Source organism: Serratia sp. 121840015-1, assembly GCF_053627655.1.
Genome location: NZ_JBSEYF010000001.1, coordinates 1,363,231 through 1,385,405, shown reverse-complemented (window position 1 = coordinate 1,385,405; position 22,175 = coordinate 1,363,231). Strand labels below are relative to the sequence as shown.

General features: G+C 58.5%; 16 protein-coding genes. 12 read left to right on the top strand and 4 right to left on the bottom strand.

Annotated features, from left to right (window positions below):
* The first annotated feature begins 54 nt into the window (after positions 1–54).
* The 12 genes from ACUXAC_RS06675 (at position 55) to ACUXAC_RS06620 (ending at position 16,788) form a co-directional block, all read left to right on the top strand.
* Positions 55–309, top strand: coding sequence for a hypothetical protein (locus tag ACUXAC_RS06675; RefSeq protein WP_336850431.1), 255 nt, complete (start codon positions 55–57; stop codon positions 307–309).
* Positions 306–1,022: a glutamine amidotransferase gene (locus tag ACUXAC_RS06670; protein ID WP_060418700.1), complete on the top strand. Its 717-nt coding sequence runs from the start codon at positions 306–308 to the stop codon at positions 1,020–1,022. Before ACUXAC_RS06675 ends, ACUXAC_RS06670 begins: the two co-directional genes overlap by 4 nt.
* A 3-nt stretch (positions 1,023–1,025) precedes the next feature.
* Positions 1,026–1,865: a PfkB family carbohydrate kinase gene (locus ACUXAC_RS06665; protein ID WP_197785258.1), complete on the top strand. Its 840-nt coding sequence runs from the start codon at positions 1,026–1,028 to the stop codon at positions 1,863–1,865.
* A gap of 452 nt (positions 1,866–2,317) precedes the next feature.
* Positions 2,318–2,842 (top strand): NUDIX hydrolase, encoded by a 525-nt coding sequence (locus tag ACUXAC_RS06660; protein ID WP_060418693.1) that lies wholly within the window; start codon positions 2,318–2,320, stop codon positions 2,840–2,842.
* A gap of 79 nt (positions 2,843–2,921) precedes the next feature.
* Positions 2,922–4,529 carry a Hint domain-containing protein gene (locus tag ACUXAC_RS06655; RefSeq protein ID WP_141959327.1) on the top strand — a complete coding sequence of 536 codons (1,608 nt, stop codon included), beginning with the start codon at positions 2,922–2,924 and terminating at the stop codon, positions 4,527–4,529.
* A 4-nt stretch (positions 4,530–4,533) separates the two neighbouring features.
* Positions 4,534–6,288, top strand: a complete 1,755-nt coding sequence (locus ACUXAC_RS06650; RefSeq protein ID WP_159318069.1) for a hypothetical protein — start codon at positions 4,534–4,536, stop codon at positions 6,286–6,288.
* Positions 6,285–7,715 (top strand): hypothetical protein, encoded by a 1,431-nt coding sequence (locus ACUXAC_RS06645; RefSeq protein WP_387441214.1) that lies wholly within the window; start codon positions 6,285–6,287, stop codon positions 7,713–7,715. Before ACUXAC_RS06650 ends, ACUXAC_RS06645 begins: the two co-directional genes overlap by 4 nt.
* A 21-nt stretch (positions 7,716–7,736) precedes the next feature.
* Complete coding sequence (locus tag ACUXAC_RS06640) at positions 7,737–9,893, top strand: hypothetical protein (RefSeq protein WP_060418685.1); 2,157 nt, start codon at positions 7,737–7,739, stop codon at positions 9,891–9,893.
* A 128-nt stretch (positions 9,894–10,021) separates the two neighbouring features.
* The gene (locus ACUXAC_RS06635; protein ID WP_454266568.1) at positions 10,022–11,788 is read left to right on the top strand and encodes a hypothetical protein; all 1,767 of its coding nucleotides are present in this window, start codon (positions 10,022–10,024) and stop codon (positions 11,786–11,788) included.
* A gap of 13 nt (positions 11,789–11,801) precedes the next feature.
* On the top strand, positions 11,802–13,460 hold the full coding sequence (locus tag ACUXAC_RS06630; protein WP_060418681.1) for a hypothetical protein: 1,659 nt from the start codon (positions 11,802–11,804) through the stop codon (positions 13,458–13,460).
* Positions 13,461–13,469: 9 nt separating this feature from the next.
* Positions 13,470–15,380, top strand: a complete 1,911-nt coding sequence (locus ACUXAC_RS06625; protein WP_387441217.1) for a hypothetical protein — start codon at positions 13,470–13,472, stop codon at positions 15,378–15,380.
* Positions 15,361–16,788 (top strand): hypothetical protein, encoded by a 1,428-nt coding sequence (locus ACUXAC_RS06620; RefSeq protein ID WP_141959338.1) that lies wholly within the window; start codon positions 15,361–15,363, stop codon positions 16,786–16,788. The genes ACUXAC_RS06625 and ACUXAC_RS06620 overlap by 20 nt, the downstream gene beginning before the upstream one ends.
* Before the next feature lie 60 nt (positions 16,789–16,848).
* On the opposite strand, the gene ACUXAC_RS06615 is transcribed toward ACUXAC_RS06620, so the two are convergent.
* The 4 genes from ACUXAC_RS06615 to ACUXAC_RS06600 all read right to left on the bottom strand — a co-directional run bounded on the left by ACUXAC_RS06615 (position 16,849) and on the right by ACUXAC_RS06600 (position 22,070).
* Complete coding sequence (locus ACUXAC_RS06615) at positions 16,849–17,562, bottom strand: flagellar brake protein (protein ID WP_049199733.1); 714 nt, start codon at positions 17,560–17,562, stop codon at positions 16,849–16,851.
* A gap of 76 nt (positions 17,563–17,638) precedes the next feature.
* Positions 17,639–18,421, bottom strand: a complete 783-nt coding sequence (locus ACUXAC_RS06610) for an N-formylglutamate amidohydrolase (RefSeq protein ID WP_123895030.1) — start codon at positions 18,419–18,421, stop codon at positions 17,639–17,641.
* Between the two features lie 101 nt (positions 18,422–18,522).
* Entirely contained in the window at positions 18,523–20,244 is a 1,722-nt protein-coding gene (gene olsF, locus ACUXAC_RS06605; protein ID WP_197827023.1) for an ornithine lipid synthase OlsF, read from the bottom strand.
* Positions 20,245–20,399: 155 nt separating this feature from the next.
* Positions 20,400–22,070, bottom strand: coding sequence for a DUF4091 domain-containing protein (locus ACUXAC_RS06600; protein WP_387441220.1), 1,671 nt, complete (start codon positions 22,068–22,070; stop codon positions 20,400–20,402).
* Positions 22,071–22,175 lie beyond the last annotated feature (105 nt).

Genomic DNA, 22,175 nt, shown 5'->3' with positions numbered 1-22,175 from the left:
TTGTACTAGTTCAAACAAGATTAGCAGCTTCCGCGGCCAAAAGTAAGGGGTTCCATGGATAAACATTACGTGCTCGACATTCAGTATGCAGGAAAAGCCTTTGCCCGCCTGGAGATGTTCACCCCCTGGGCCGCCGATCAGCTGGAGCAGGCCTGCGCGCTGTTCCCGGCTGCGCAGGGTTATCAGGTGCAACTCAGCCAGGTCAGCGAACGCCGTATCGTCTACCAGAGCGGCGCGCAAGGCATCACCGTGCTGGGCGAGTCGCTGGCGCTGACGCCGTTCACCCACGCTCTCGAGGTTAAACAATGAAAAAAGCCGTCGCCATTCGACACGTCAATTTTGAAAACCTGGGCATCCTCGGTTCCCTGCTCTCGCTGCGTGGCTATCAGATCGACTATTACGATGCCGGCCGCGATGATATTCGTGCTATCAATAATGAAGAGACCGATCTGTTGGTGGTGCTCGGCGGGCCGATCAGCGCTGCCCAGCACTTTTCCGGCGCGCTGCGCTATGATTTTCTCGACCATGAATTGGCGCTGGTCAAACAGCGCCTGGCGCAGCGGCGGCCGACCCTCGGGGTGTGTCTCGGCGCTCAGGTGATCGCCCAGGCGCTGGGCGCCGACGTGATCTCGCTCGGCGTCAAAGAGATCGGCTTCGCCCCGCTGACCACGCTAGCGGCGGAAGACGACTCGCCGCTGGCGCCGCTGGCCGATACGCCGGTGCTGCATTGGCACGGCGATATGTTCACGATCCCGGAGGGCGCCCGCTGCCTGGCCGGTACGGCGGTTTGCCCGCATCAGGCCTTCGACTATCAGGGGTTTGCGCTCGGCCTGCAGTTCCATCTGGAGGCGGATCATCGCGATATCGAACGCTGGCTGATTGGCCATGCCTGCGAGCTGGAACTGGCCGGCGTTGCGCCCCAAAGCCTGCGCGAACAGGCGGCGCGCCACGGCACACAGCTGGAACAGCGTGCGCGGCAGGTGTTCGCCCGCTGGCTGGATAATAACGAACCAAGGATGTAACTCATGCAACAGACTTCACCCTTACGGTCACCGTCCATCGACGTGATCAGCATTCAATCTCAGGTGGTCTACGGCAGCGTCGGCAACGGTATCGCCTACCGCGCCCTGCTGAAAAAGGGGCTGGAAGCGCTGCAGGTGCCCAGCGTGCTGTTCGGCTGCCCACCCTATTACGGCAAACCGCACGGTGGCGTCATTTCCGGCGAGTGGTTCGGCGGCTTTCTCGACGATCTGATCGCCCGCGGCGTGATGAAACGCACCCGGGCGGTGATCGTCGGGTATCTGGGCGACGTGATGCAGTGCCATATTCTGGCCAACTGGCTGCAGCGGGTGCGCGCCCTCAATCCGCAGATAAAGATCTATATCGATCCGGTGATGGGCGATTACGGCGAAGGGATCTACGTGGATGAGCGCATCGTCAACTGCTATCGCTCGCCGTTCCTGCGGCTGGCCAACGGCCTGACGCCGAACGGTTTCGAACTGGAGCAGCTGTGCGGCCGCTCTTTGAGCAGCCGGGAGCAGACGCAACACGCCGCGCAGGCGCTGTTGAACGACACCACCGAATGGGTGCTGGTCACCAGCGCGCCGGGCGTGGCACAGCACGAAGACGAAGTGGGTTTAATGCTGGTCACCCGGCAGGAAGCGCAGTGCTTTACCCATCCGAAGGTCAAATCGGCGGTCAAAGGCACCGGCGATCTGTTCACCGCACTGCTGGTGAGCCATCTGCTGCACGACACCGCGCTCGACGCAGCAGTGGTTGCCGCCGGCGGCGAAGTGTGCGACGTGCTGGCCGAAGCGGCGCATTTCGGTTGGGAAGAGATCGGCAGCCTGCGGGCGTTAACCTAAACCCTGACCTGGGGCAGCCTGCTGCCCCGCCTCATCCGTCTTGATTGCTCACCGTGGCAATCATTCCGCTGCGAATTTTATTTATTACTCCGTCAATGATGCGCACAGTAATGATAAATTAATTCACTATATATAAAAGATTAAACAACTAATGATTAGAGCCATTTAAAATCATAACCACACTCAACACATTGATTTATTAAAATTAAAGCCAATAAGAAAATAAAAACCGCAAAAAACATTCTGTTTTTTTGATTTCTTAAACTATTCCTCCTCTTTTACAACGCCGTGATTTTATTGATTATCTGTTATGCAAGAATAAACACTTAATTTATTTTTATGTATGTATTGCTTTTTCAAGCGCCATTGCTATTGTTGAATGTGAGTAAAACGCGGCGACAAAGCGATTCACCACCTCCTTTTTATACCATCCTGCGTATAAGGATCTGACTATGCCTATTAAAAAGTATGTCATTCTTGATAGCGCGCCCAAAGCTGTCGGCAATTCCGATTTTATTCTATTAGGGTTAAAGAACGAAGGTTTTGCCAGAGGTTGCCCGATGTTATTTGGCGGCACCGCCGATGCTAAAGATGGCCCGGTCGATGGAAAAAACTTTGCGTTGAATGTAATAAAAAGAGAAACCTGGGAAGAAACCAATCAAAATATCGGCGTGGAACAGGTGGTAAGATATCAGGTTTACCCCAATGACATCAGCGTTTATACCAGTAAAGACTTCACTTTCACCGGGAAAGTGGCCATTGGCGGTGAGTTTGCCTGGATTCGGAAAGTGAGCAAAGGCAAAATAAAAACCTATTTTAAAAACAAACCCGCTGCCACTAAAGACATGTTTGCTCAAGAACTTTATGCCATGACGCTGGATGTCGATATTGAACCCACCGATGCGGAATTCGAACAGTATTTATCTTCAGATTGCCTGAGCGCCATTTACGCTTACTGTAAAGAAACCTGCAAATAACGCCTGTTAAAAACGATGGGCACGCCATGATGATGGCGTGCATCTCTGGCAATGCCATTAATTTATTGGTGCCGATATTATGCTCGCAAAAGATTATACGTCAGATGAGAAACGCATCGTAAAAAACGTTATCGACCAATACGAGAACAGCGGCGTATTTCTTATCGAGCCAGGCGATCCGGTTTTAACCGAATTTTATGATATTCAATTAAAACTGGCCGGCGTCACCGCCGCCGCCGCACCGCAATTCACCCAGCTCTGGCAGCAGACGAAACGCGTCAAACGGGTCGCAGGCCGGATGAGCGAGGCCAACACCAGCGGCGCTCAGCCGGTGTACAGCATCGTCAGGCTGGATTCCACCGACGGTAAACGTTATCAAACCGACGCCATCGGCTCTCTGCCGGTTCAGGCGACCAATGTGACGCAAACCCTCGGCCTGTTCGACGGCGGCGCCGATAACGTCGGCAAGGTGGAATACAAAAGCGACTACGTTTACACGGCGGACTGCACCATCGGTGCCAGCGGTGACTATCCGCAAAGCCAGACCGGCGGCAGCTTTCCGGTTACGGTGATCTATACCTTCGCGCAAACGGTCGGCCAGCAAACCGTTTACGGCGCCGAAATCGTCACGACGCAAAGCTACCCGAAAGAAATGATCAACGATTCCCCGAGGAATCTGTATAACCAGCGCATGATCAAGATTTGCCTGACGCGTGACGATGGCGACTGTGATTATCGCACCGGCTACGATCAGGACGGCACGGTTAAAGTGCCGATAAAAGGCAACATCACCTATTTTGGCAATATTGATCTCAGCAATGGCAAGCCGGTCAACGCCAGCAATACCATTTATCTTATCCGCACCCGTGCCGGCGGCGATCCGATCACCCCTTACGGCGGCTATAATATTTTTAATTCTGCCGCAACCCGAATCAGCGGAAATAACATCACCTGGGATCTTGACTGGCTGAAATTCAACCGCGTCGATTTTGAATCCGGTGAGATGGTTTATTACGTTTTTAAAATTACGCTTGATGTCGAAGGCCGCAGCATCGCCGCCTTTATTACTAACGCGCCCAAAGAAAGCGATCCGGATCGCCGCCTGCTCAATACCGTACAAATCAAACCGATGCAGATTATTTATGGCTGCCTGGCAGAGGATACGTTGATTTTAATGCAGGATGGGACAGAAAAGCCGATAAATGCCCTCACGGCAGATGAATTCGTTATTTGCGGCAATAACTACCCCAGACGCATTGAGAATATCACCACGGGGCAGGAGCAGCATTACATTGACATTACCGCCCGCGACCAGGCGGCACGTGAATATCGCATAAAAGCCAGCCTGGGGCACCCTTTCGTCACCGCAAACGGTATTTGTCTCGCCCGTGAATTGACCTCAGGCATGCGTCTTAAAACTCGGCACGGTGAGTGCGAAATTACCGCCCTCTCTCTCCAGTCCGGTGAGTTAACCGTTTATAACCTGCAACTCAGCGCTGACTCTCCGCTGCAAAAAACGCAATGCGCCCTCAGTACTTTTTATGCTAACGGCGTGCTGGTCGGTGACGCGCTGGTTCAACACCTCTATGAAGACGAATATCACCAACGCCCTAAAAACGTGCTGAAAACGCTGCCTGCCGAGTGGCACCAGGATTACCACAATATGATCAATGCAGCGGAAGAATAATATCATGTATGAAGGCTACCCCGACTTCCAGCGCATTATTATCTGCGATGATCAACGTTTCGTCGCCGCGTATCGGCAAAACGACGCCTATTATTTATATCCGCAGGCGCTCAGCATTCTGGCGGCCGACCCGTTGGCTTTCTCGCTGGATATCGTGCGCAGCTACAGTACCGAAAGCCTCTACGGCTGGCTGAATTTCACCACGCAATTGCAGTTCGCCGGTGAACAAAGCCTGCAGGTATTCAAGCAACAGTATCCGGATTGTGCGGTGAAGGCGCTGCCGGTCTTGCCGGGCAGCCTGGGATTCGACGTGCCCATCGACTACCACAGCGAACTGTACGGCCGGCACTACGACACCACCTGGTATTCGGCACAGTGCAGTCAATTCATCATTCTGCTCAATGCGGCAAGCACTCAGTTGATCGAGCGCACCCTGCTCGATGAGACGATAGGCTTCAACGCGCGTCTGGACGGTTTCGTCGAAGGCGTATCGCCGCGTCTGGCCTACCGGGTGGAATTTGATGCCCGTGCGCTGATCCTGGCTCTGGCCGCCGGCGTGGAAGGTGCCCATGCCGTGGGCGATACCGGGATTGTCTTTCCCTACGACGGGCTGACCCTCTACCTCAGCCGCAACCTCACCCACTTGCCGCTCGACATCGACCCACCGCCACCGGCTAACGATCCGGCCGGGGATCTGTTGCTCAGCCAGGCTTTGCTCGATCGGCTATACAACCTGTACGGTGCGCCGTCTGCCGGCCCCGCCGCCGGCAATGTGGCGCAGATCCTTCTGACGCCGCCCCCGCATACCGGCCGGACCCGGTGCGATCTGGCCAATGTCGCGCTGACTCAGCGGCCACTTTGCTTCACGTTGGATCCGTTCGCCGCCGCGCAGCAGATCGCCAAAGTTTCGCCCGATACCATTATCCATCGTACCACCGCACCGCCGCTGCCGGCGGGAGAGCGAGAGATCAACGTCTTTTACGCCTACCCGCTGGGGCTGCAATCCGGCGTTACGATCGATATTCAGCTGACCGTACCGCCCGGCAATATCTACCCGATCGAGCAAACGCAAACGCTGGCGCTGCGCCCCGACCGCACCTGGTTAACCTTCAAGTTTCACAACAGCGCGCTGGATGCACAGCCGTTTTTCTACCAGATCCGCGTGAATTACCCGCAAGACGGCGTTTACCGCACGTTGCCCGGCGAACAACGTCGCTGCGACGAGGATAACCTGGTGCTGGACTACGCCGCGCTGCCTTGCCGCTTCCTGACCCTGTATCTCGACCCAACGTTCGCCCAGCAAAGCCGACTTGGCGGCCCCTATTACTCCGCCGACTGGCGCCAAACGTGGGCGCTCAGCGCATCGGCGCCCTATTTCAGCGCACCGATCCTGGGCGACCCGACTTTTGCCGAGGCGACCGCCTATTCGCTTTCCGGCGACGGCGCCGTCCCGTTACCCGCCCCGATCGTGCAAAACGCCACCATCGGCGCCTACAGTTTTCCGCAGTTCGGCGCACAGCAGGCGACGATCACCGTTCGGCTGCCGCCGCAGTCGCTCAGCGCCGTACTGAGTTTTCAGCCGCAGGACAGCGAGCGCACCAGCGACCGCACTTTTACGCATTCGCAGCCGAGCTTCGTCTACAAATGGAACGTCACCTCCATTTTCGCCGCCGGCTTCCGCTACAAGACTCCCACTGGCCCCTGGTCGCCTTATGTCACCGGCGACCAAACGATCGATATCAAGGGTGATACACCATGACCGACGAATTGGATCCGCAACGTACGTTGCAAAACTTCTTTCTTCTTGACCGCGCGCTGGCGTTTCACGACCAAACGCGCCCCAGCGGCTGTTACACCTACGGCAGCTATACGCCGCAGGTGGTGCAGGAAACGCCGGCCGGCAAGATCAGCTCGCTGCATTTGCTGACCAGCCCCGGCGGCGGCCTGGCGACCTTCATCGCACCGAAGCTGCCGGTCGACAGGGCTGCGATCGAGGACTATATCCGCCGCCATTTCGTCCCCGCTCCAGAAACCATCACCCTGGAGCAGGAGGAGATCCAGCAATCGCTGTGGCTGCACTTCGCGCAGCGGCCGGCTGCTGCCGCCTACAGCGTCGAATTTGAACAGTCCAAAATGGCGTTGACCCATGAGGAGTCTGGCCGGCTGGCGGGCGCGATCCAGGGAACAAAAGACCAGGTCTATTTTCTCACCCGCAGCCGATTCAGCGTCGACAGCCGCGTCAATGCCCGTTTGCAGGCCGATTGGGTCGCGTTTGTCACCCTGGCCTTCAACGAGCAGGCGCGGCAACCGGAAGCGATCGCCAGGCTGCTGAACCAACAAATCGACGCCGGCGTCGTCATTGTGCAAGCGCAGTTCGACAATGCGCCTTCAGAGCAGACGCAAGCTCGCGTTCGCCAGGCGTTGGTAAACACCGCCTCACTGCTGATCGCCAACACGCTACGCAATATCTCGTCGCCAGAACAAATCCCCAACAAGCTGAATTACCAGATCGAATACGACGACACCGTGCCCCAGCGCTATCTGCTGGAGCAGCAACGCGACATTGCCGAACTGCTGAATCGGCTGCCGGCCGACGGCATCATCTCCTTTACCGCTACGCCCCTGCCGGAACCCAGCAGGCCGGATAAGCCGATCGAGCCTCAACGCTGCACCGTCAGCCTGGGATTTGATCCGAAAGGCTTCAATATCATGGCGATAGAGCTGCGCTGGGCAGATCAACAGACGCCGATGGCATGGCCCAGCTTCCCGCCAGTGACGCTGGAAACGACAGCGGCGGTGAGCGATATCGCACTCAAGGTGACCTTCGCCGATTACACCAGTTTCGAGAGCCGGCTGGCGTGGCAGAACGCCATCGCGCTGACGCCGCAGGATGTGGGTTTCTATAGCCTGCTGTTCGACGCCGAGTCTCTGAAGTCCGAATTCAAAACGATCTCCGGCAGCGCCAGCTATCTCCCGGCGGACCAGGGCAAGAAACAAAACTTCACCTTCGCCTTTTCCGCCGCGCAGTGGCAGGCCATCTGGTGGATCAACGCCCATGCCGCCGGCCTCAACGGCCGGGTGGACTATCGCTGGCAAGGGAAAACGGCGGCGCTATTCCCCAAAAACTACGACTCCGGCCCCCTGCAGGCCACCACCGGCCCCATCAAACTGCAATACCACAAGTGACATAAACAAGAGGACCGCCCTATGTTAACCACCGCTTTGCAGCAATCGATAAAAATCGACGTCACCGAGTATTTGGGCGTCAAGGAATACGCGTATACCTGCTACGGCGACAGCGACAGCAAGGATATCTTCTATGTGGTGCCGGAGATCCCGGTGTTTGCCAAACGGGATACCAATACGCCGAGCTTTATGTTTTACAAATACCGCAGCGAAGATACGCAAGGCGGCTACGCGCAATTCACCGTGCAGCTGCCGCAGCCGAATGCGGAAATGAAAGACCGCATCCGCCTGCAGCTGTATAACGGCCTTGGCAGAAAAGATGGCCCGCTGGATAAAAAATCCAAGCTCATTGTCGACTACATCAAGGCAAAACAGGCCTATGAAGCGGACCCGGAAAACAACACCAAGAAGACCGCGATGGATCAGGCACAGAAGAATACCGGCCTGAGCGATGAACAGCTCAACCGGTTTGTCGCGCTCTACGACGGCAACAAGGGCGACGATCAATTCCTCAGCGAACTAATGCCGGCGGACGCTGCAAAAATCGAACTGATGCAGCCGCGCTACACCTCGGCGCAGGCCATGCTGATCCTCGACGGCAACGATAAGTTCTATCGCCAGATCCCAACGCCGCTGTCCCCCTCCGGCCTCGGCGACAACAATACCGTGTTCAGCCTGTCGCTGACCGGGGAAGGCGCCACGCTGTTTGAACAGGTGCTGAAAGGCACCGATAAAAACGCCAGCGTCGGCGTGCGCTTCGACCTCTCCCTGGATGCCTCCATGTCGGCGGCCAAAGTGATCGTCACCTATAACAGCGAGCAGGCCAAGTCCGTAGCGCAAACCATCAACTACCACACCTGGTCGGCCGACGAGAAAAAGATCGAGCAGGAGTTTTACGCCAAGGAAGCGATCAAGGTGGACGTGCGGATCGGGTTGACGGCGCAAGAAATGGGCATGGAACCCGCCGCCTATGATAAATGGAAGGAAAGTCTGCGGAACTGGGGGCAACAGCAGGTCGAGCAGATCCTGAGCAGCCAAACCGGCATCGACATGAGTCTCAATTTGCTGAACGACGCCGGCAGCTTCGAAAAATTCCAGTCCAAAATCTCGCAAACTCTGAGCTTCACCCGCGAATATGAAGAGAACGCCGTGGTGTCCTCCACCATTTACCCGCAAACTCAGCTGCCGTCGATACGCTCAATCGTCGGCGAAGCCGATTTGGATCAGTACTTCAAAGAGTACGATCTCCACGACCCGTTCTATCAGTACATCCAGCCGGAGTTCTTCGTCACCGAAGACATGGCCAAGTATGACATCGCCAATATCGTGGTCACCGCGATATACGACGACGATCTCAAGAGCACGCTGACCTTTACGCCGAAGGATCCGGGGCCGAAGAAAACCGACAAGTGGTTTATCAAACCCGAGCTCGGCCGCGCCTACCGTTATCATTACACCGTCAACTTCACCGGCATGCAGGCCAGGCCTTACCTGTCTGGGGACATCCAGGTCAAAGACGATCTGGTGGTCACCATCAACGCGGCGCAAAGCGGCATCGTCTACGCAGATATCTCCACCCTGCTCAACCCGCTGGGCTGGGAGGTCTTCAGCCAGGTCGTGGTCAAGACCCAGTACGAAGACAAAGAGCACAGCGTGCCGCTCAAGCAATACACCCAGGTGATCAGCGACAAGAACCCGCCGGTGCCGTTTATTTATCCGATCGGCACCAACGTGGAAAAGCCGCTTTATTATTCGGCCGACTACTATGCGCTGGACGGCGACAGCCTGACCTACCTCCCGCCGGGCGTGGAAAGCAACCCGCAGCTGCCCGGCTATGGCGAAACGCGCGGCAATCAGATCCTGATCGCCAACGCCCTGCCGAAGCAGCAGAAATACACCATCATCTTCAAACCGTCGCAAAAAGACGTTTCGCTGATCACCTTCGAGATGACGGTGAACTACCCGAAATGGGACTTCTCGCAAACGCAGCCCATTGCGTTAACCGAGTTCGACACCAAGTCACTCACGCAGTACCTGACATTCAACCTGATGCAGCAAGAGAAAGGCAACGAGCCGCAGATCAGCTACACCGCCACGGTCTATTACGGCGATAACCAGGAGAAAACCGTCACCAAGCCGATCACGGGCACCAGCACCATCGTGGTCGTGACCTTCTGACGGCCGGTCTCCGCCGGAGCAAGCACGCCTTGCTCCGGCTCCCTCTCTGATGACGTGGGGTTGCCGCTATGCGCGATCAGGTAATCATGCAAGACATCTGTTTTATTCGAGCGGACCCGGACCGGCCCGTGTATTACTACTGTGCCGCCGCGCCGAGCGTGCAGGTCGCCGCAGGCAATCAACCCGATGTCCAACTGCAAATTTTCAGAAATCTCAACCAACCGGACGATCTTTACTACGCCACGCTGTCGTTGCAGACCCAGCTGGCCAGTTCGCCCGACGCGGCGCAACGCGCCGCCGATGCCAGCCCGGACATACCGCGCGATGCGATCTTATTGCCGCTGCAGGCGATCGCCTGCAGCGCGACGCTGAATATCCCCGATCTTATCCCCGGGCAGACCAGCAAAACCTCGCTGAGCGACCAGCAATATTGCTATCTGTCCGCCAAACTGGACGACGACGACGATATCCTGCTGCTGGCAAGCCTGATGCGCACGCCGGCCTCGACGCCGATCGCCGTCAGTTACAAAATCGACTACCTGCAGCAACTGCCGCCGGCCACCTTCGAGCTGGAAGCCAACTGGGACCAGGTTTACCGTTACCTGCAGCGCTCGATAGGCTTTAACCTGCTGATCTTTAGCGTCGGTATCGAGCAGACATCCGCCCAGTTGATCAGCGAGAAAATCGTCACCGTCAAAGTCAGGGACACCGATCCCGACGGCCATATGGCGCAGGCGGCCGCCGAACTGACGCAGATCCTCACCAGCCAGTTCTTCACGCCGGTTATCGCCAACGAACCGCAGCAGACAAGCCCCAAAGCCGGCTTTTATCTACAACAGGTCTCGGTTGAAAACATCGATCAACGCCGCCTGAGCGGCAAGATCAGCGAAACCACCGTCGTGCAGCGTTCGCTCTATCCGCAGGCCCTGTTCGCCCAGTTGGTCAACGGCACGGACTATCAGGCCGATCGCGCGATCGTCAAACGCGATCTGCAGGATGACTTTTTCGCCTATCGCGAGGTGCGGGTCAGCCTGCTGTCGGATGCGCTTGACGCCAATATCCTGCTGGTGACGGCCCGGTTGCGCTATGGCTCAAACAGCCGACAGCTGAAATTTACCCGCGACGACTTCGGGCCCAAACCGTTTAAGGAACCCAGCCTGATCGACCCGAAAACGGGAAAAATGCTGTGGCCGGTCGAGTATGACTTCACCGTGTACTTCAACCAGTCGATAGGCGGCGTGACTTCGGTCAGCTCCGGCAGCCTGCAAACGGAGATGAGCGAGGTCTTTCTGGACGTCGAGTCGCTCTACGGCCGCTATGATTTCGCGATCGAAGCGGCGCAACAGTTTGACTGGCAGCGCTATCAATCCGTGCTGGTCACGCTGCGCTATCGCCACCGGCAACAGCCGAACAGCAGCGTGTCGCGCAGCTTCCAACTTGACCAGACCAGCCCGCGAGCCCACTACCCGGTCATGCTGCCGGAGCCGGACGAATACCAATTCGACGTCGACAAAACCTACAGCGCCGCCGTCAACTCACCGCATATTTCCGCCGAGTTGCAAGAACCGACCGGTCAGGACGTCTACCTGTTCTCGACCCTGTATCGCCAGCGCGTGCTGACGCTGTCGGCCGACATGGACTGGCGCCGGGTGGAAATGGTCATCGTTTCCGCCAGCTACGTCTGCACGCCGGCGGAAACGCTGCAGCAGGTGTTTCAATTTACCGAATCCGATGCCGCCCCGCGCTGTTTCAGCGCCGATCAGCTTGATCCGGAGCAGATGAGCGTCTGTCTGGATATCTGGTTTACCTATCAACCCGGCGAAGGCGGCGATCGGCCCGAAAACGTGCAGTGCTCGACCGACGCCAACGCTCTCGATCTCGCCACCCTCAGTTAACTAAGGAAACGCCATGTTATTACTCAGAGCCAAAACTGCCACCATCAACAACATCACCTTCTTCGCCGACGATTCAGACGATAACCAGTTCTGGTATCTGCCCGGTGATATCCACATTGCGCAGAAGTCGGGCGAACCGGTGTTTTCGCTGATCAAATACACCGGCGACGCCAGCGATCCGCAAGGGGGATACATCAACTTCGAGGTCAATACGGCGATCGACGAAGCGGTGTTGAACCGTGCCTTCAACGACTATCTGCGCAAACTGAACGTTGATCCCAAGAATGCCCGCAAGGCCCAGGTGCCGTATGATAAAGGCACGGTGAACTTCTTCGTGCTCGACGCGGGCGCCACCAACGGTGAGCTGATCAGCGCCCCTTGCCCCAGCCTGTTCGGCAACAACAGCGCCATTTTCAGTGCCAAGCTGACGCCGTCCCAGGCGGTGATCCTCGAAGCCGCGTTCACCCAGGCCAAGGCGCCGGCCGCCGTCGCCTATAACCTCAGCTTCACCGGCATCACGCCGGCGCTGAAGGTCGAAGTGACCGCACAGTTCGAAAGCATCTACAAAGAATTCGATCTGAAATTCGGCGCCAACATTCCCATTCCGGTTGAGACGCCGGCCAGCTTCTGGCTGGGCTTCGACAGCGTCATCAAAAAACTGCAGCAGGATCAGAAACTGGTGATCAAGGTCACCGAAAGCATGCCGGGCGACGAAGAGGCCAAAGAGAAAGAGTGGGCACTGCAGTTCGTCAAGGAAGAGATCCTGAAAAGCTTTTTCAGCGCCACGCTCAAACCTAACGACGACAGCAACCCGCAGGCGAAATCCGCCAGCGACGCCATTCTGGATTCGCTGATCGCCAGCGACAAGAAAGAAGGCGAAGAAGCCGGCAAAGGCGGCCTGTTCCCCAGCGCTTCGCTGGAGATCAAGCTGGTGCGGATCGAGGAAACCAAAAGCCTGAACTTCAACTACACCTCGTCGAAAGCCCTCAGCCAGTCCGCCGTGCCGCAAAACTTCATCGGCAGCGATATCCTGCACGCCCAAAAAACCGCTCCCTACTTTATTCAGGTCAACGTCAACGATCCGTTCTTCCAACAGCTGGATTTGACCGTGCTCGGGCCGGACAGCTTCGAGGAGTACGGTATCAAGGCCGCCACCTTCAACATCCGTTACAACAACCAGGTTTATACCGGCGCGCCTTTCACCAACGATGACGGGACATGGACCAAACGCATTGCCCGCAGCAGCGATAAGAACGAGCTATTCCATATCACCAGCGAATTCGCGTTCAAATCCGCAGCCTCCTCGGGCTGGGAAGGCAGCAGCAGCTATCAGCCGCAGTCCAAATCGGCCTCGACCCTGTTGAACATGGATCCCGGCTCGGTGCTGTCTTTCAACGAGATCAGTATCTTCCTCGACCGCAAATTCTCGTGGGAAAACTGTAACCAGGTCATGGTGGAGCTGAGCTATCAGGACGACAAAGGAAGCCGCAAGACCAAGAAATATACCTTTACGCAAGGCGCGCACGAGAGCCAAACGTTCAAATACCGCTGTCTGACGGAGAAGCCCTGGGCGGTCAATTACACACTGATCTACTTCCTGGTTGGCGGGGAAACCGTCGAACGCAGCGGCAGCGAAAACCCGCCGGCGATCGTCATCCCCAACCTGGTTTAGGTGAGCACCATGATCGATCGCAACGCAGTGTTACCCGCGGCATGGAACGCCCTGGTCAACGCCCTGTGCAAGGAAGCGCCCCATTTGCAAAACACGCTGGCCCCGGACGTCGCCCGCTTCAGCCGGACGAAGGCGACGCCCGGCGGTTTGTCCGCCGCGTTTACCACCAGCCTGCTCGGTTATAACGGCAGCCCGCTGGAGTTCACCGTGTCGTCGGCCAAACCGCAGGGGCTCGCCTGCACGCTGGATCCCTTTTTACCGCGCTATGCGCAGCGCCGCAGCGCCGGCGCCTTTGCCCGACACTGTGAGGCGATCACCGCGGTCCCGCTCGCCGATCCCGCCAACAGCCTGGAGGCGGTGCGACGTATGCAATGTGCAAGCGTTCAGCCGCTGCGCTTCGGCGCCTGGCTGGGGCGAAAATACGCCCCGGACGCCATCAAAACCAAGGTCTACGTTGAAATCCCCGCGGACATGGCGGCCGCACCCGATGGCTTGCAAGGGCCGCTCACCGCCGAGGCCCGCCGCGCGGCGGGATTGATGCTGCTGATGGTGGGGTATTACCCGGAATCTGCCGACTCTCCGCGCGAATATTACTACCAGTGGCACAGTGCGCGGATCACGCGTGACGATATCCTCGCCGTCATGCGGCTGTTCGAGGGAGAAAGCCGTTTTTCCGCCCTGATGCCGCTGCTGGACCGCGCGCTGCGGCGGCAGGACAGGCGGGACTTCCCCCCGACCACCTACGGATTCAGTCTGGGATACGCGCCGGACGGCAATCTGGAGAGTTTTACGCTGTTCGCCATGGCGGCAAGTTTTTTCGGCGACAACCGCCGCGTTTTCGACGGCATCACCGCGCTGCTGGCGCCCGATGGCCAAGCCATGCCGCTGCTTAACCGCGCGGTGAGCGAACAGGTTCCGTTGCAGTACAACGTCGTCGGCTTTTCCTGCGATCGCCAGGGCAATCACAGCGTCAGCTGCACGTTCAGCCCGCAAAACGCGCATTTCGAAATCCTGCCATGCAAAGCGCGCGAAACGGCACCGCTTGTGCCATTGCCGTTGGCGGAGCTGTTGGCGCAGCAGTGTGCCAGCGGCGCCTTTCCCTCTCATGTCAGAACGCCGGATGGCCGCTGGCACAAGGATGAAAATGCTTTTGTCACCGCCCAGGTGCTGCGCACGCTGGATTATACCGCCCAGACCGCGCCCCATATCGAGCTGGCGCTCGACTTTTTGCTCGGTTGCGAGAGCCGCCCGCACCACTTCCATTTTTGGCCTGCCGGCAAGCACCCCGCCTGGATGGCGGGCCAGCGGATCGACGCTGACATTGACGATACCGCCATTATCACTGAGCTCTTGTATCGATTTCATCGGCGCTCGTTGGCGCAAGCCAGACAGACGCTGGCGCAGATGCAGGCTTATCAGGTACAGCGCGTCGAACGGCGGCTGCAGACGACGCCCTATCCCTGGGCCGAGTGTTACGCCTTTCACACCTGGATGAAAGACGACGGCGATATCACGCAACTGGACTGCTGCGTGAATACCAACGCGCTGATTTTAATCCATGCGTTGACCGCCGCTCACGGCAGCCCGCCGCCGGCCTATCCGCGCATTATCCAAATGCTGAATCAGGCGGTGAGCTGGAGCGACGGCGATTACAACCGCCTCAACGCGTTAACGCCCTATTATGCCCACCCGCATGAGTGGCTAAGTACGCTGGAATACGCCAGGCGGCAAGGAGTGCCGCAGCTTGCACCGGCGATCGATGCGCTGGCCGCCTGGCGCTTGCCGGCGACCAACGACGAAAGCCCGCTCTATCGCCGTCACGACGGTCATTTTCTTTGGACTTCCGCCTGCCTGAACCAGTTCAGACATCTGGCACGCCTTTCTTCCCTGGAGGATCGCTATGAACATCTTTCTCAATGATCTGGTGACGCTGAACAAAGTCATTTTGGACAACGCGCGCGAACAGTTTCCCGACGCCGAAGCCCCCCGTCTGCGCTACCGCGCCGCGCCCGCGCCGGTGGCCGACGAACTGCAGGCCGATGTTTGTACCGAAGTCGTCTCGGGAGAGACGCGCTATCGCATCGCCACCAGCAGTGACGGTACGCGCTGGCATATGACGGTGGATTTCGCGCTCAGCCGCGCCGTTCAGCAGGTGCCCTACGTGGTGCTGACCTTCAGCACTTTCGGCAAGGTTGAAGAAATGATCTTCGAACAGGTTTTGCTGGACGTCCCACCGACCCGCTACCGCGCCCAGCTCGACCTGGACCGCCTGGAACAGCGTGACGCGCTGCTGCGAGCGCTGTCGGATTATGACTCGCAAACCACGCTGGTGGTCGCCATCGTCACCGATAACGGGCTCCTCAACACCATCACCTCGCCGAAAGTCTTCTACTTCGCCGAGAACTACTATCCCTATATCTATCAGGGCATCCTGCCGCCGCCACCGCGCCTGCAGCTGATCCTCACGCCGCTGGCCTTCGGGCATCTGTGGTACAACTACTATCAGGACTATGTACGAAAAAACTATCTTTATTACCTGCCGGATACTTTCCTGCTGGCGACCAACGCCGCCGACGACGACAAACCGATGCTGTCTATCTCGTTTTCTGCAGCGCCGCACGCAACCTCGCTCAACGATGTCGAGGTGACGTTCGACTATTTCCTGTCACCCAAGGTCAATCAGGCGCGCATCGGCGACGCCACCGCACAGTTCACGCAGATGCAACCGGACGGCAAGCTGGCACCGTTCGCCAACGCGGACACCCTGACGCTGCTGCTGGGGCTGCCGGACGGCAAAACGGAGGAAAAAAACGCGCTGATCAATCTGCAGAGCGGCATCGTGGATTCATTCACGCTGCCCGCCAGCCAATTTGGATTGATTTGGGATGCCTTCTTCGATCGGTCGCCGCAAAACCTGCTGCTCAAGGGGTATCTGGCGGTGCAATTCACCGGCTTCAACCCGGATAATCTGCCCGTGGCGCTGGCGCTGGACGCCAAATACCAGAACAGGCTGCCGGATTTCATCAAGCAATCCGCACCGGCGGACATCAATAAGACCGTGGAATTCCGCAGCGATGCCGGCGCCTACGATCCTGCCGGGCCGCGGCCGATCAAGCGCATGCTGGTCAGCATCGACAATCAGACCATTGAGCTGGACAAGGAGCACCCCGTTCAATCGGTTAACGTGAAGATTTCCGTGCTGGAACTGATCCTGCATCCGGACAAGAAGCTGGTGTATCACTACGATTTGCAGATTATCTACGTCGACGGCGGCAAAAAGTCCTCCTACGACAATACGTCCAGCTTCGAGATTATTTACGTCCCCTGAACGGGGAGAGAATGGCGGCGCGGCCGGGCGGCATCCAGCCCGACGCGCCGGAACAGAGGATCAGCGTTTTTTCTTTTTGTTGAAATCCAGCTCGAAGGCGAACACCGCGCTCTGGATTTTGCGCTCCATCGCCAGCCCCAGCTTGAGGAAGCGGCATGACAGGCGCGAGAAGTGTACCACCTGATCGTTGTCGTCAGTTTCCTGATCGTCGTTGACCACCACCAGCTCCATGTTGACCTTGAAGCTGCCGTAGCTGCCCAGATCCAGCAGCGCTTTCTTGAACTGCAAACCCGGCTGGAAGAATTCCGGCAGCGGGCCGTCGAAGCGCAAACCGACGCCGCCGGCGGACAGATCGTGGATCCGCAGCTCATAAGGCGTACCGTCCGGGTATTCGCCGGTGCAGAAGAATTGACGCCAGTGCGGCGTGGTGATGCGGAACTGGCGACGGCGCTGAATGTAAACCAGCTCCTGCGGCAGACGGGTCGAGCAGGCCTGGACGCCCTGATGTTCGGTCAGCTCCGCCTGGCCGACGGAAAACTCGATTTTGGCGTCGTTGCTTTCAATCACGATGGTGCAGGCGCCGTCGATGGCGCTCGCGGCTTCCTCACCGCTAAACACGATATTGTCCGGCCCGACGCTCAATAACAGACTTTGAAACCGGTGCTGCTGATTTTCTACGCGCAGCGGCGTGCGTTGTTTGCAAATTTCACGCAGAATCGCCAGAACTTCAAAACGCTCCCGTTTGATAAACAGTCCGTTATCGCTGTGCTCCACTCGTCTCTCCTGACTTTTTTTCTAATGACGTCTTACGTATTCCTTACGGTTATCATCTCTGGGAATATTCCTAAAGTCAAATTTGCCAGCGTTGCCAGGCCTGCGGCAACAGGCGCGCGAAACGTTTCGCCCACGCCTGCTGCCCGCGTTCGTCGGCGATCAGATCCTGGCGAATTTCGATGCCGACATAAGGCAAACCGCGGCGTTCCGCATGAACCGGCAACGTATAGTCGGTGGCGTCCGTCATCGCATAAGGTTCGTTGATGCCCACCTGCAAATCCCCCTCTTCACGCAGTAGCTCGGCCAGCAGATGGGCAAACTCCGGGTAGCGGTTAAACAACAGCCCCACCTGCCAGGGGCGCGATTCCCCCTTGAACACCGGCGTAAAGCTGTGCATGGCGATCACCGCCGTCGGCAGTTCACGCAGTTGGCGTTGCCCCAAATGATCGTCAATGGCGTGGTGATACGGCAAAAACACCTCGCGCTCGCGCGCCAGCGCGTGTTCGGCGTCGATACCGATATTGCCGGGGATCGGCGTCAGCTCGGACAAGTGCGGGATCGAGCTGGCGATGCCGGGCGCCCGGTTGCAGTCGATCACCAACCGCGAATAGCGCTGATGGATCAGCGTCGCGTCCAGCTGGCGGCTCAGATGGCGCGACACGCTCAGCGCGCCGATATCCCAGCCGATGTGGCGTTCGATCTCCCCGGGCGGTAAGCCGAGATCGCCGAGGGATTGCGGTATCGCCTTGCCGGCGTGATCGCACAGCAGCAAAAATGGCGCTTTGCCATGCGGGATTTCAACGGCGGCGGCAGAGGGTTCATCGGCGGACAATAACGGCGGGATAAACGAGTGAGGCATGCAAGGCTCCGGCGGTGGAAAGCAAAACGTTTATCGTAGCGCTATCCCGTCGCCGGCCCCAAGGTCGTGCTTAGATCAAAAAGGCATGAGTCAGACTACAATCATGCCGTCTCGGCTGGCTGTGGCTGGTGCACCGCGATATAACGCTGATAGCGCGACGGCTTGAGCCGCGTGGTGTCCACCAGCACCAGCCCATCGATGCAGTTGTTGAACGCCGGATCGGTGCCGAAGTCGATAAACTGCACCCCGCCCGGCTCGCACAGCTCGGTGTACTGTTTGTACAGCGTCGGGATCGAACAGCCGATGTTGCTGAGCAGGCTCTTCAGCCGCACCAGATCTTCCTGGTAGTTGTCCCCGGCAAACTGCGCCAGCACCTGCGGCAGCGACGCCGGATAAGGCCGGCGCGACTGCGCGAAGGCATGATCCGGCGAGAAGTAGAGCCGATAGAAGGCGATCAGCAGATCGCGCGCCGCCAGCGGCATGCCGCCGGAGATCGACACCGGGCCGAACAGATAACGGTACTGCGGGTATTTCGACAGGTAGGCGCCGATGCCCAGCCACAAATAGTCCAGCCCGCGTTTGCCCCAATAGGCGGGCTGAATGAAGCTGCGCCCCAGCTCGATGCCCTGCGCCAGGATCGGTGCCATATCGCGGTCGTAGTGGAACAGGCTGTTGCTGTAGATGCTTTCCAGCCCTTTGCGTTCGATTTGTTCGGCGGTGGGGATAAAGCGATAGGCGCCGACGATCTCCAACTCCTCCTCATCCCACAGCACCAGGTGATAATAGTCGTCGTCGTAGCTGTCCAGATCGCGGCGGCGGCCGGAGCCTTCCCCTACCGCACGGAAGGCGATCTCGCGCAGGCGACCCAGTTCGCGCAGGATCGGCGTGCGCGCTTCGTCGTGGCGGCGGTAGAGGTAGATGGTTTTACCGTCCGGCGTCACCCCCAAGCGTTCGCAGTTCGCCAGCGCTTTTTTCAGCTCCAAACGCTCTTCCGGCAGCGCGATCGGCGATTCGCTGGCGAACAGCCCCGGCTTGCCCTGGCCCAGGCGATACACATGGCGGCGAAAACGCTCCGCCAGATCCTTGGCGCTGGTGTGGCCGTCGTGCCAGTTGGCGAACGGCACGCGGCCGCCGATGCGGATCTTGATGCGCCCGCCCCGCTGCTGGAACATTTCGCGCACCAGCAACAGCGTCGACAGCGGCCGGTAGACCAGCGAGGTAAAGTAGAACAGGTTGCTGTTGCGCGCGCTGATATGAATAGGCACGATCGGCGCGCGCGCCTTGGCGGCCAGGCGCAGAAAGCCGGTATGCCAGTGGCCGTCGCGGATGCCCTTCGGGCTCATACGCGACACTTCGCCGGCCGGGAACAGGATCAGCGCGCCCTGATTGTCCAGCTGCTGCTGCATGCCTTCAATCTGCTTGCGGCTGGTTTTATAAGCGACGTTATCCACCGGCACGAACAGGTTGCGCAGCGGTTCGATGTAGGTCAGCAGCTGGCTGGCCACCACTTTCACATCCGGGCGCACCGCCGCGACGGCGCGCAGCAGCACCAGGCCGTCGAGCGAACCGATCGGGTGATTGGCCACGAGCACCACCGGCCCCTGACTCGGAATGTTTTCCAGATCGCCGTCCACCAGCTCGCAGCTGAGGTTGAAGTAGTCCACCACCTGCTCGATCAGATCGAGCCCTTTCAGGTGGGGATAGTCGGCGGCGAACTGTTTGAATTCTTTTTCGAAGAGAAGGGTTCTTAGCAGGCTGCGCTGCCAGGCAGGGGTATTGCGGTGTGGAAATGCATCTTGCAACAGAGAATCCAGGCTGAACATCGCGTTATCTCCTGACGTAGTCGCTGCAAACTTAAGCCAGAGCCGTGACTCTGACGTGTCAGTTACATGACAATAAAATGAATCCATCGACTATCAGGTATAGCAAAGTAATGGCGATTTGGGAGCGAAAGACGCATTTTCGCCCCCATTGCCCCTCACATCGGCGCCAGCAACGCTTCGATGCGGCGGTTCACCGCTTCTCGCAGGCGCAGCAGTGGCCCGGCCTGGTGCGGATAACGCTTGAAGGTGATGCGCATGCCCAGCTCGCGTTCGATCAGCGCCTCCACCGTCGCCCGGTCGGTCAGACTCTCCAGCAGCTGCAGCGCACGCATGTCCTGCAGCCCCTGGTGCAGCACCCGCAGGCGCAGCGACTCCACCGGCTGCAGATCCTCGCCCGGATAGACCACGAACGGATCGCCGGAGGGAAACGCATGGCCGCTGTCGGTCACCGCGTACGGATTGATGCGCTCGCGCGAATGGGCGCTGTTATAGAAGTTGAATCCCCAATGCAGGAAGCCGGCAATGCGGTACAGATACAGCTGCACGCCCAATATGCGGTTGCGCGCCGAAGGCTGGGCGAAGAACCGATTGGCGACCTCGGTTTTCTGCACGCAGCAGTAATAGGCCCACAGGCCGGGCACCCGGTGTTCGATAAAGGGATCGATATGGTCGGTCGCGGCGACCGGGGTTTCCACCAGGCCTTGCTGATAGAAAGCGAAATCCGACAGCGCGTCGAAGGTGCGGAAGCCGTCCAGCAGCGGCCGCAGCGCGGCGGCGGCGCGCCGGTAGGCCGCCAGGTTGTCCAGCGTCGGCTCATCGGAAACATGGAACCACACCTGCCGTTCCAGCCCCCGTTCGCGGAACCAGGCGGTCAATTCGGGCAGCAGCGCCTGCAGGAAACGCTGATACGGTTCGCCCTGCGCATCGGTGTGCCAGCCGAAAAGCGGTCGCGCCTCGCCCTGCTCCTCCACCACGATCTTCGGCGCATGCGCCGCGCCCCATTGGGTAAACAGCGGCGCGATTTCGAAGTGCTCGATGCCCTCTTCCTGCGCCAGCGCCACCCACTGCGCCAGGCGGCTGAAATCGAAGCCATACCCCTGCGCCGAACGCGTCACCCTCACCAGCTGCACCGTGGTGCGTTCGCCGCCGACGGCGGTATCCAGCGGCGGCGTAAACAGCGGCGTCAGCAGCATATTGACCCCGGCGCGCACCGCACAGCGCACAAAGTGGCGCACTGCGCGCCAGTAATCCGGGCTGAACACCGCCAGACGGTAGTAATCCGCCAGGCAGTCGGTGTGCAACCACTCGGTGTGCAACAGCGTTTGCGGCGGCAACGCCGCCGGCACCAGATGCAGCGTCAGCGTGGTCTCGGCCAGCGCCTCGCCGCTCTGGGCATCCAGCAACCGCAGGGTCAACGGAAAGTCGCCGGCCAGTTGCGCATCGGCCGGCGGCGTCAGGGTCAACCACAGGCTGCCATAATAGCGGCAGGCGGCGAAAAAACGCCGTTGCGGCAGCGGCATCAGCGGATCGGGAAATAAGCCCGGCTCGGTCGTCAGGTAATTCTCGTCGGTCTCGCGATAACAGGGAAAACCGCTCGGCACCGATTGCACCTGGCGCACGCTGATATACTCCGCCAGCGGCCCGTCGAGTTGATAACACAGCTCATGGCGGGTTTCGTTGCCGAGCGTTTGCAAACAATACACCGCCTGCCAGGAAAGCACCTCGTTATTTAACCCGCTCAGCCGTTCCTCCACGGAAATAGGTGGCACGCTGTGGCGATGAAATACTTTCTCCAGGCAATGAGTAAATACCAGAGACAGGCGCATGATGTTCGGCCCTCTTTATTTTTAATGAATAAACACGATGAGATTCAGGCTAGCGCCTTTTATCGCCACAGACAATAGCCGGTAATAAAAATCGTTCCCATACCC

Excerpts from the sequence above, each read along its gene's own strand:
- ACUXAC_RS06675 (WP_336850431.1), top strand. The coding sequence starts at position 55 with ATGGATAAACATTACGTGCTCGACATTCAGTATGCAGGAAAAGCCTTT.
- ACUXAC_RS06670 (WP_060418700.1), top strand. The coding sequence starts at position 306 with ATGAAAAAAGCCGTCGCCATTCGACACGTCAATTTTGAAAACCTGGGC.
- ACUXAC_RS06665 (WP_197785258.1), top strand. The coding sequence starts at position 1,026 with ATGCAACAGACTTCACCCTTACGGTCACCGTCCATCGACGTGATCAGC.
- ACUXAC_RS06660 (WP_060418693.1), top strand. The coding sequence starts at position 2,318 with ATGCCTATTAAAAAGTATGTCATTCTTGATAGCGCGCCCAAAGCTGTC.
- ACUXAC_RS06655 (WP_141959327.1), top strand. The coding sequence starts at position 2,922 with ATGCTCGCAAAAGATTATACGTCAGATGAGAAACGCATCGTAAAAAAC.
- ACUXAC_RS06650 (WP_159318069.1), top strand. The coding sequence starts at position 4,534 with ATGTATGAAGGCTACCCCGACTTCCAGCGCATTATTATCTGCGATGAT.
- ACUXAC_RS06645 (WP_387441214.1), top strand. The coding sequence starts at position 6,285 with ATGACCGACGAATTGGATCCGCAACGTACGTTGCAAAACTTCTTTCTT.
- ACUXAC_RS06640 (WP_060418685.1), top strand. The coding sequence starts at position 7,737 with ATGTTAACCACCGCTTTGCAGCAATCGATAAAAATCGACGTCACCGAG.
- ACUXAC_RS06630 (WP_060418681.1), top strand. The coding sequence starts at position 11,802 with ATGTTATTACTCAGAGCCAAAACTGCCACCATCAACAACATCACCTTC.
- ACUXAC_RS06625 (WP_387441217.1), top strand. The coding sequence starts at position 13,470 with ATGATCGATCGCAACGCAGTGTTACCCGCGGCATGGAACGCCCTGGTC.
- ACUXAC_RS06620 (WP_141959338.1), top strand. The coding sequence starts at position 15,361 with ATGAACATCTTTCTCAATGATCTGGTGACGCTGAACAAAGTCATTTTG.
- ACUXAC_RS06610 (WP_123895030.1), bottom strand. The coding sequence starts at position 18,421 with ATGCCTCACTCGTTTATCCCGCCGTTATTGTCCGCCGATGAACCCTCT.
- olsF (WP_197827023.1), bottom strand. The coding sequence starts at position 20,244 with ATGTTCAGCCTGGATTCTCTGTTGCAAGATGCATTTCCACACCGCAAT.
- ACUXAC_RS06600 (WP_387441220.1), bottom strand. The coding sequence starts at position 22,070 with ATGCGCCTGTCTCTGGTATTTACTCATTGCCTGGAGAAAGTATTTCAT.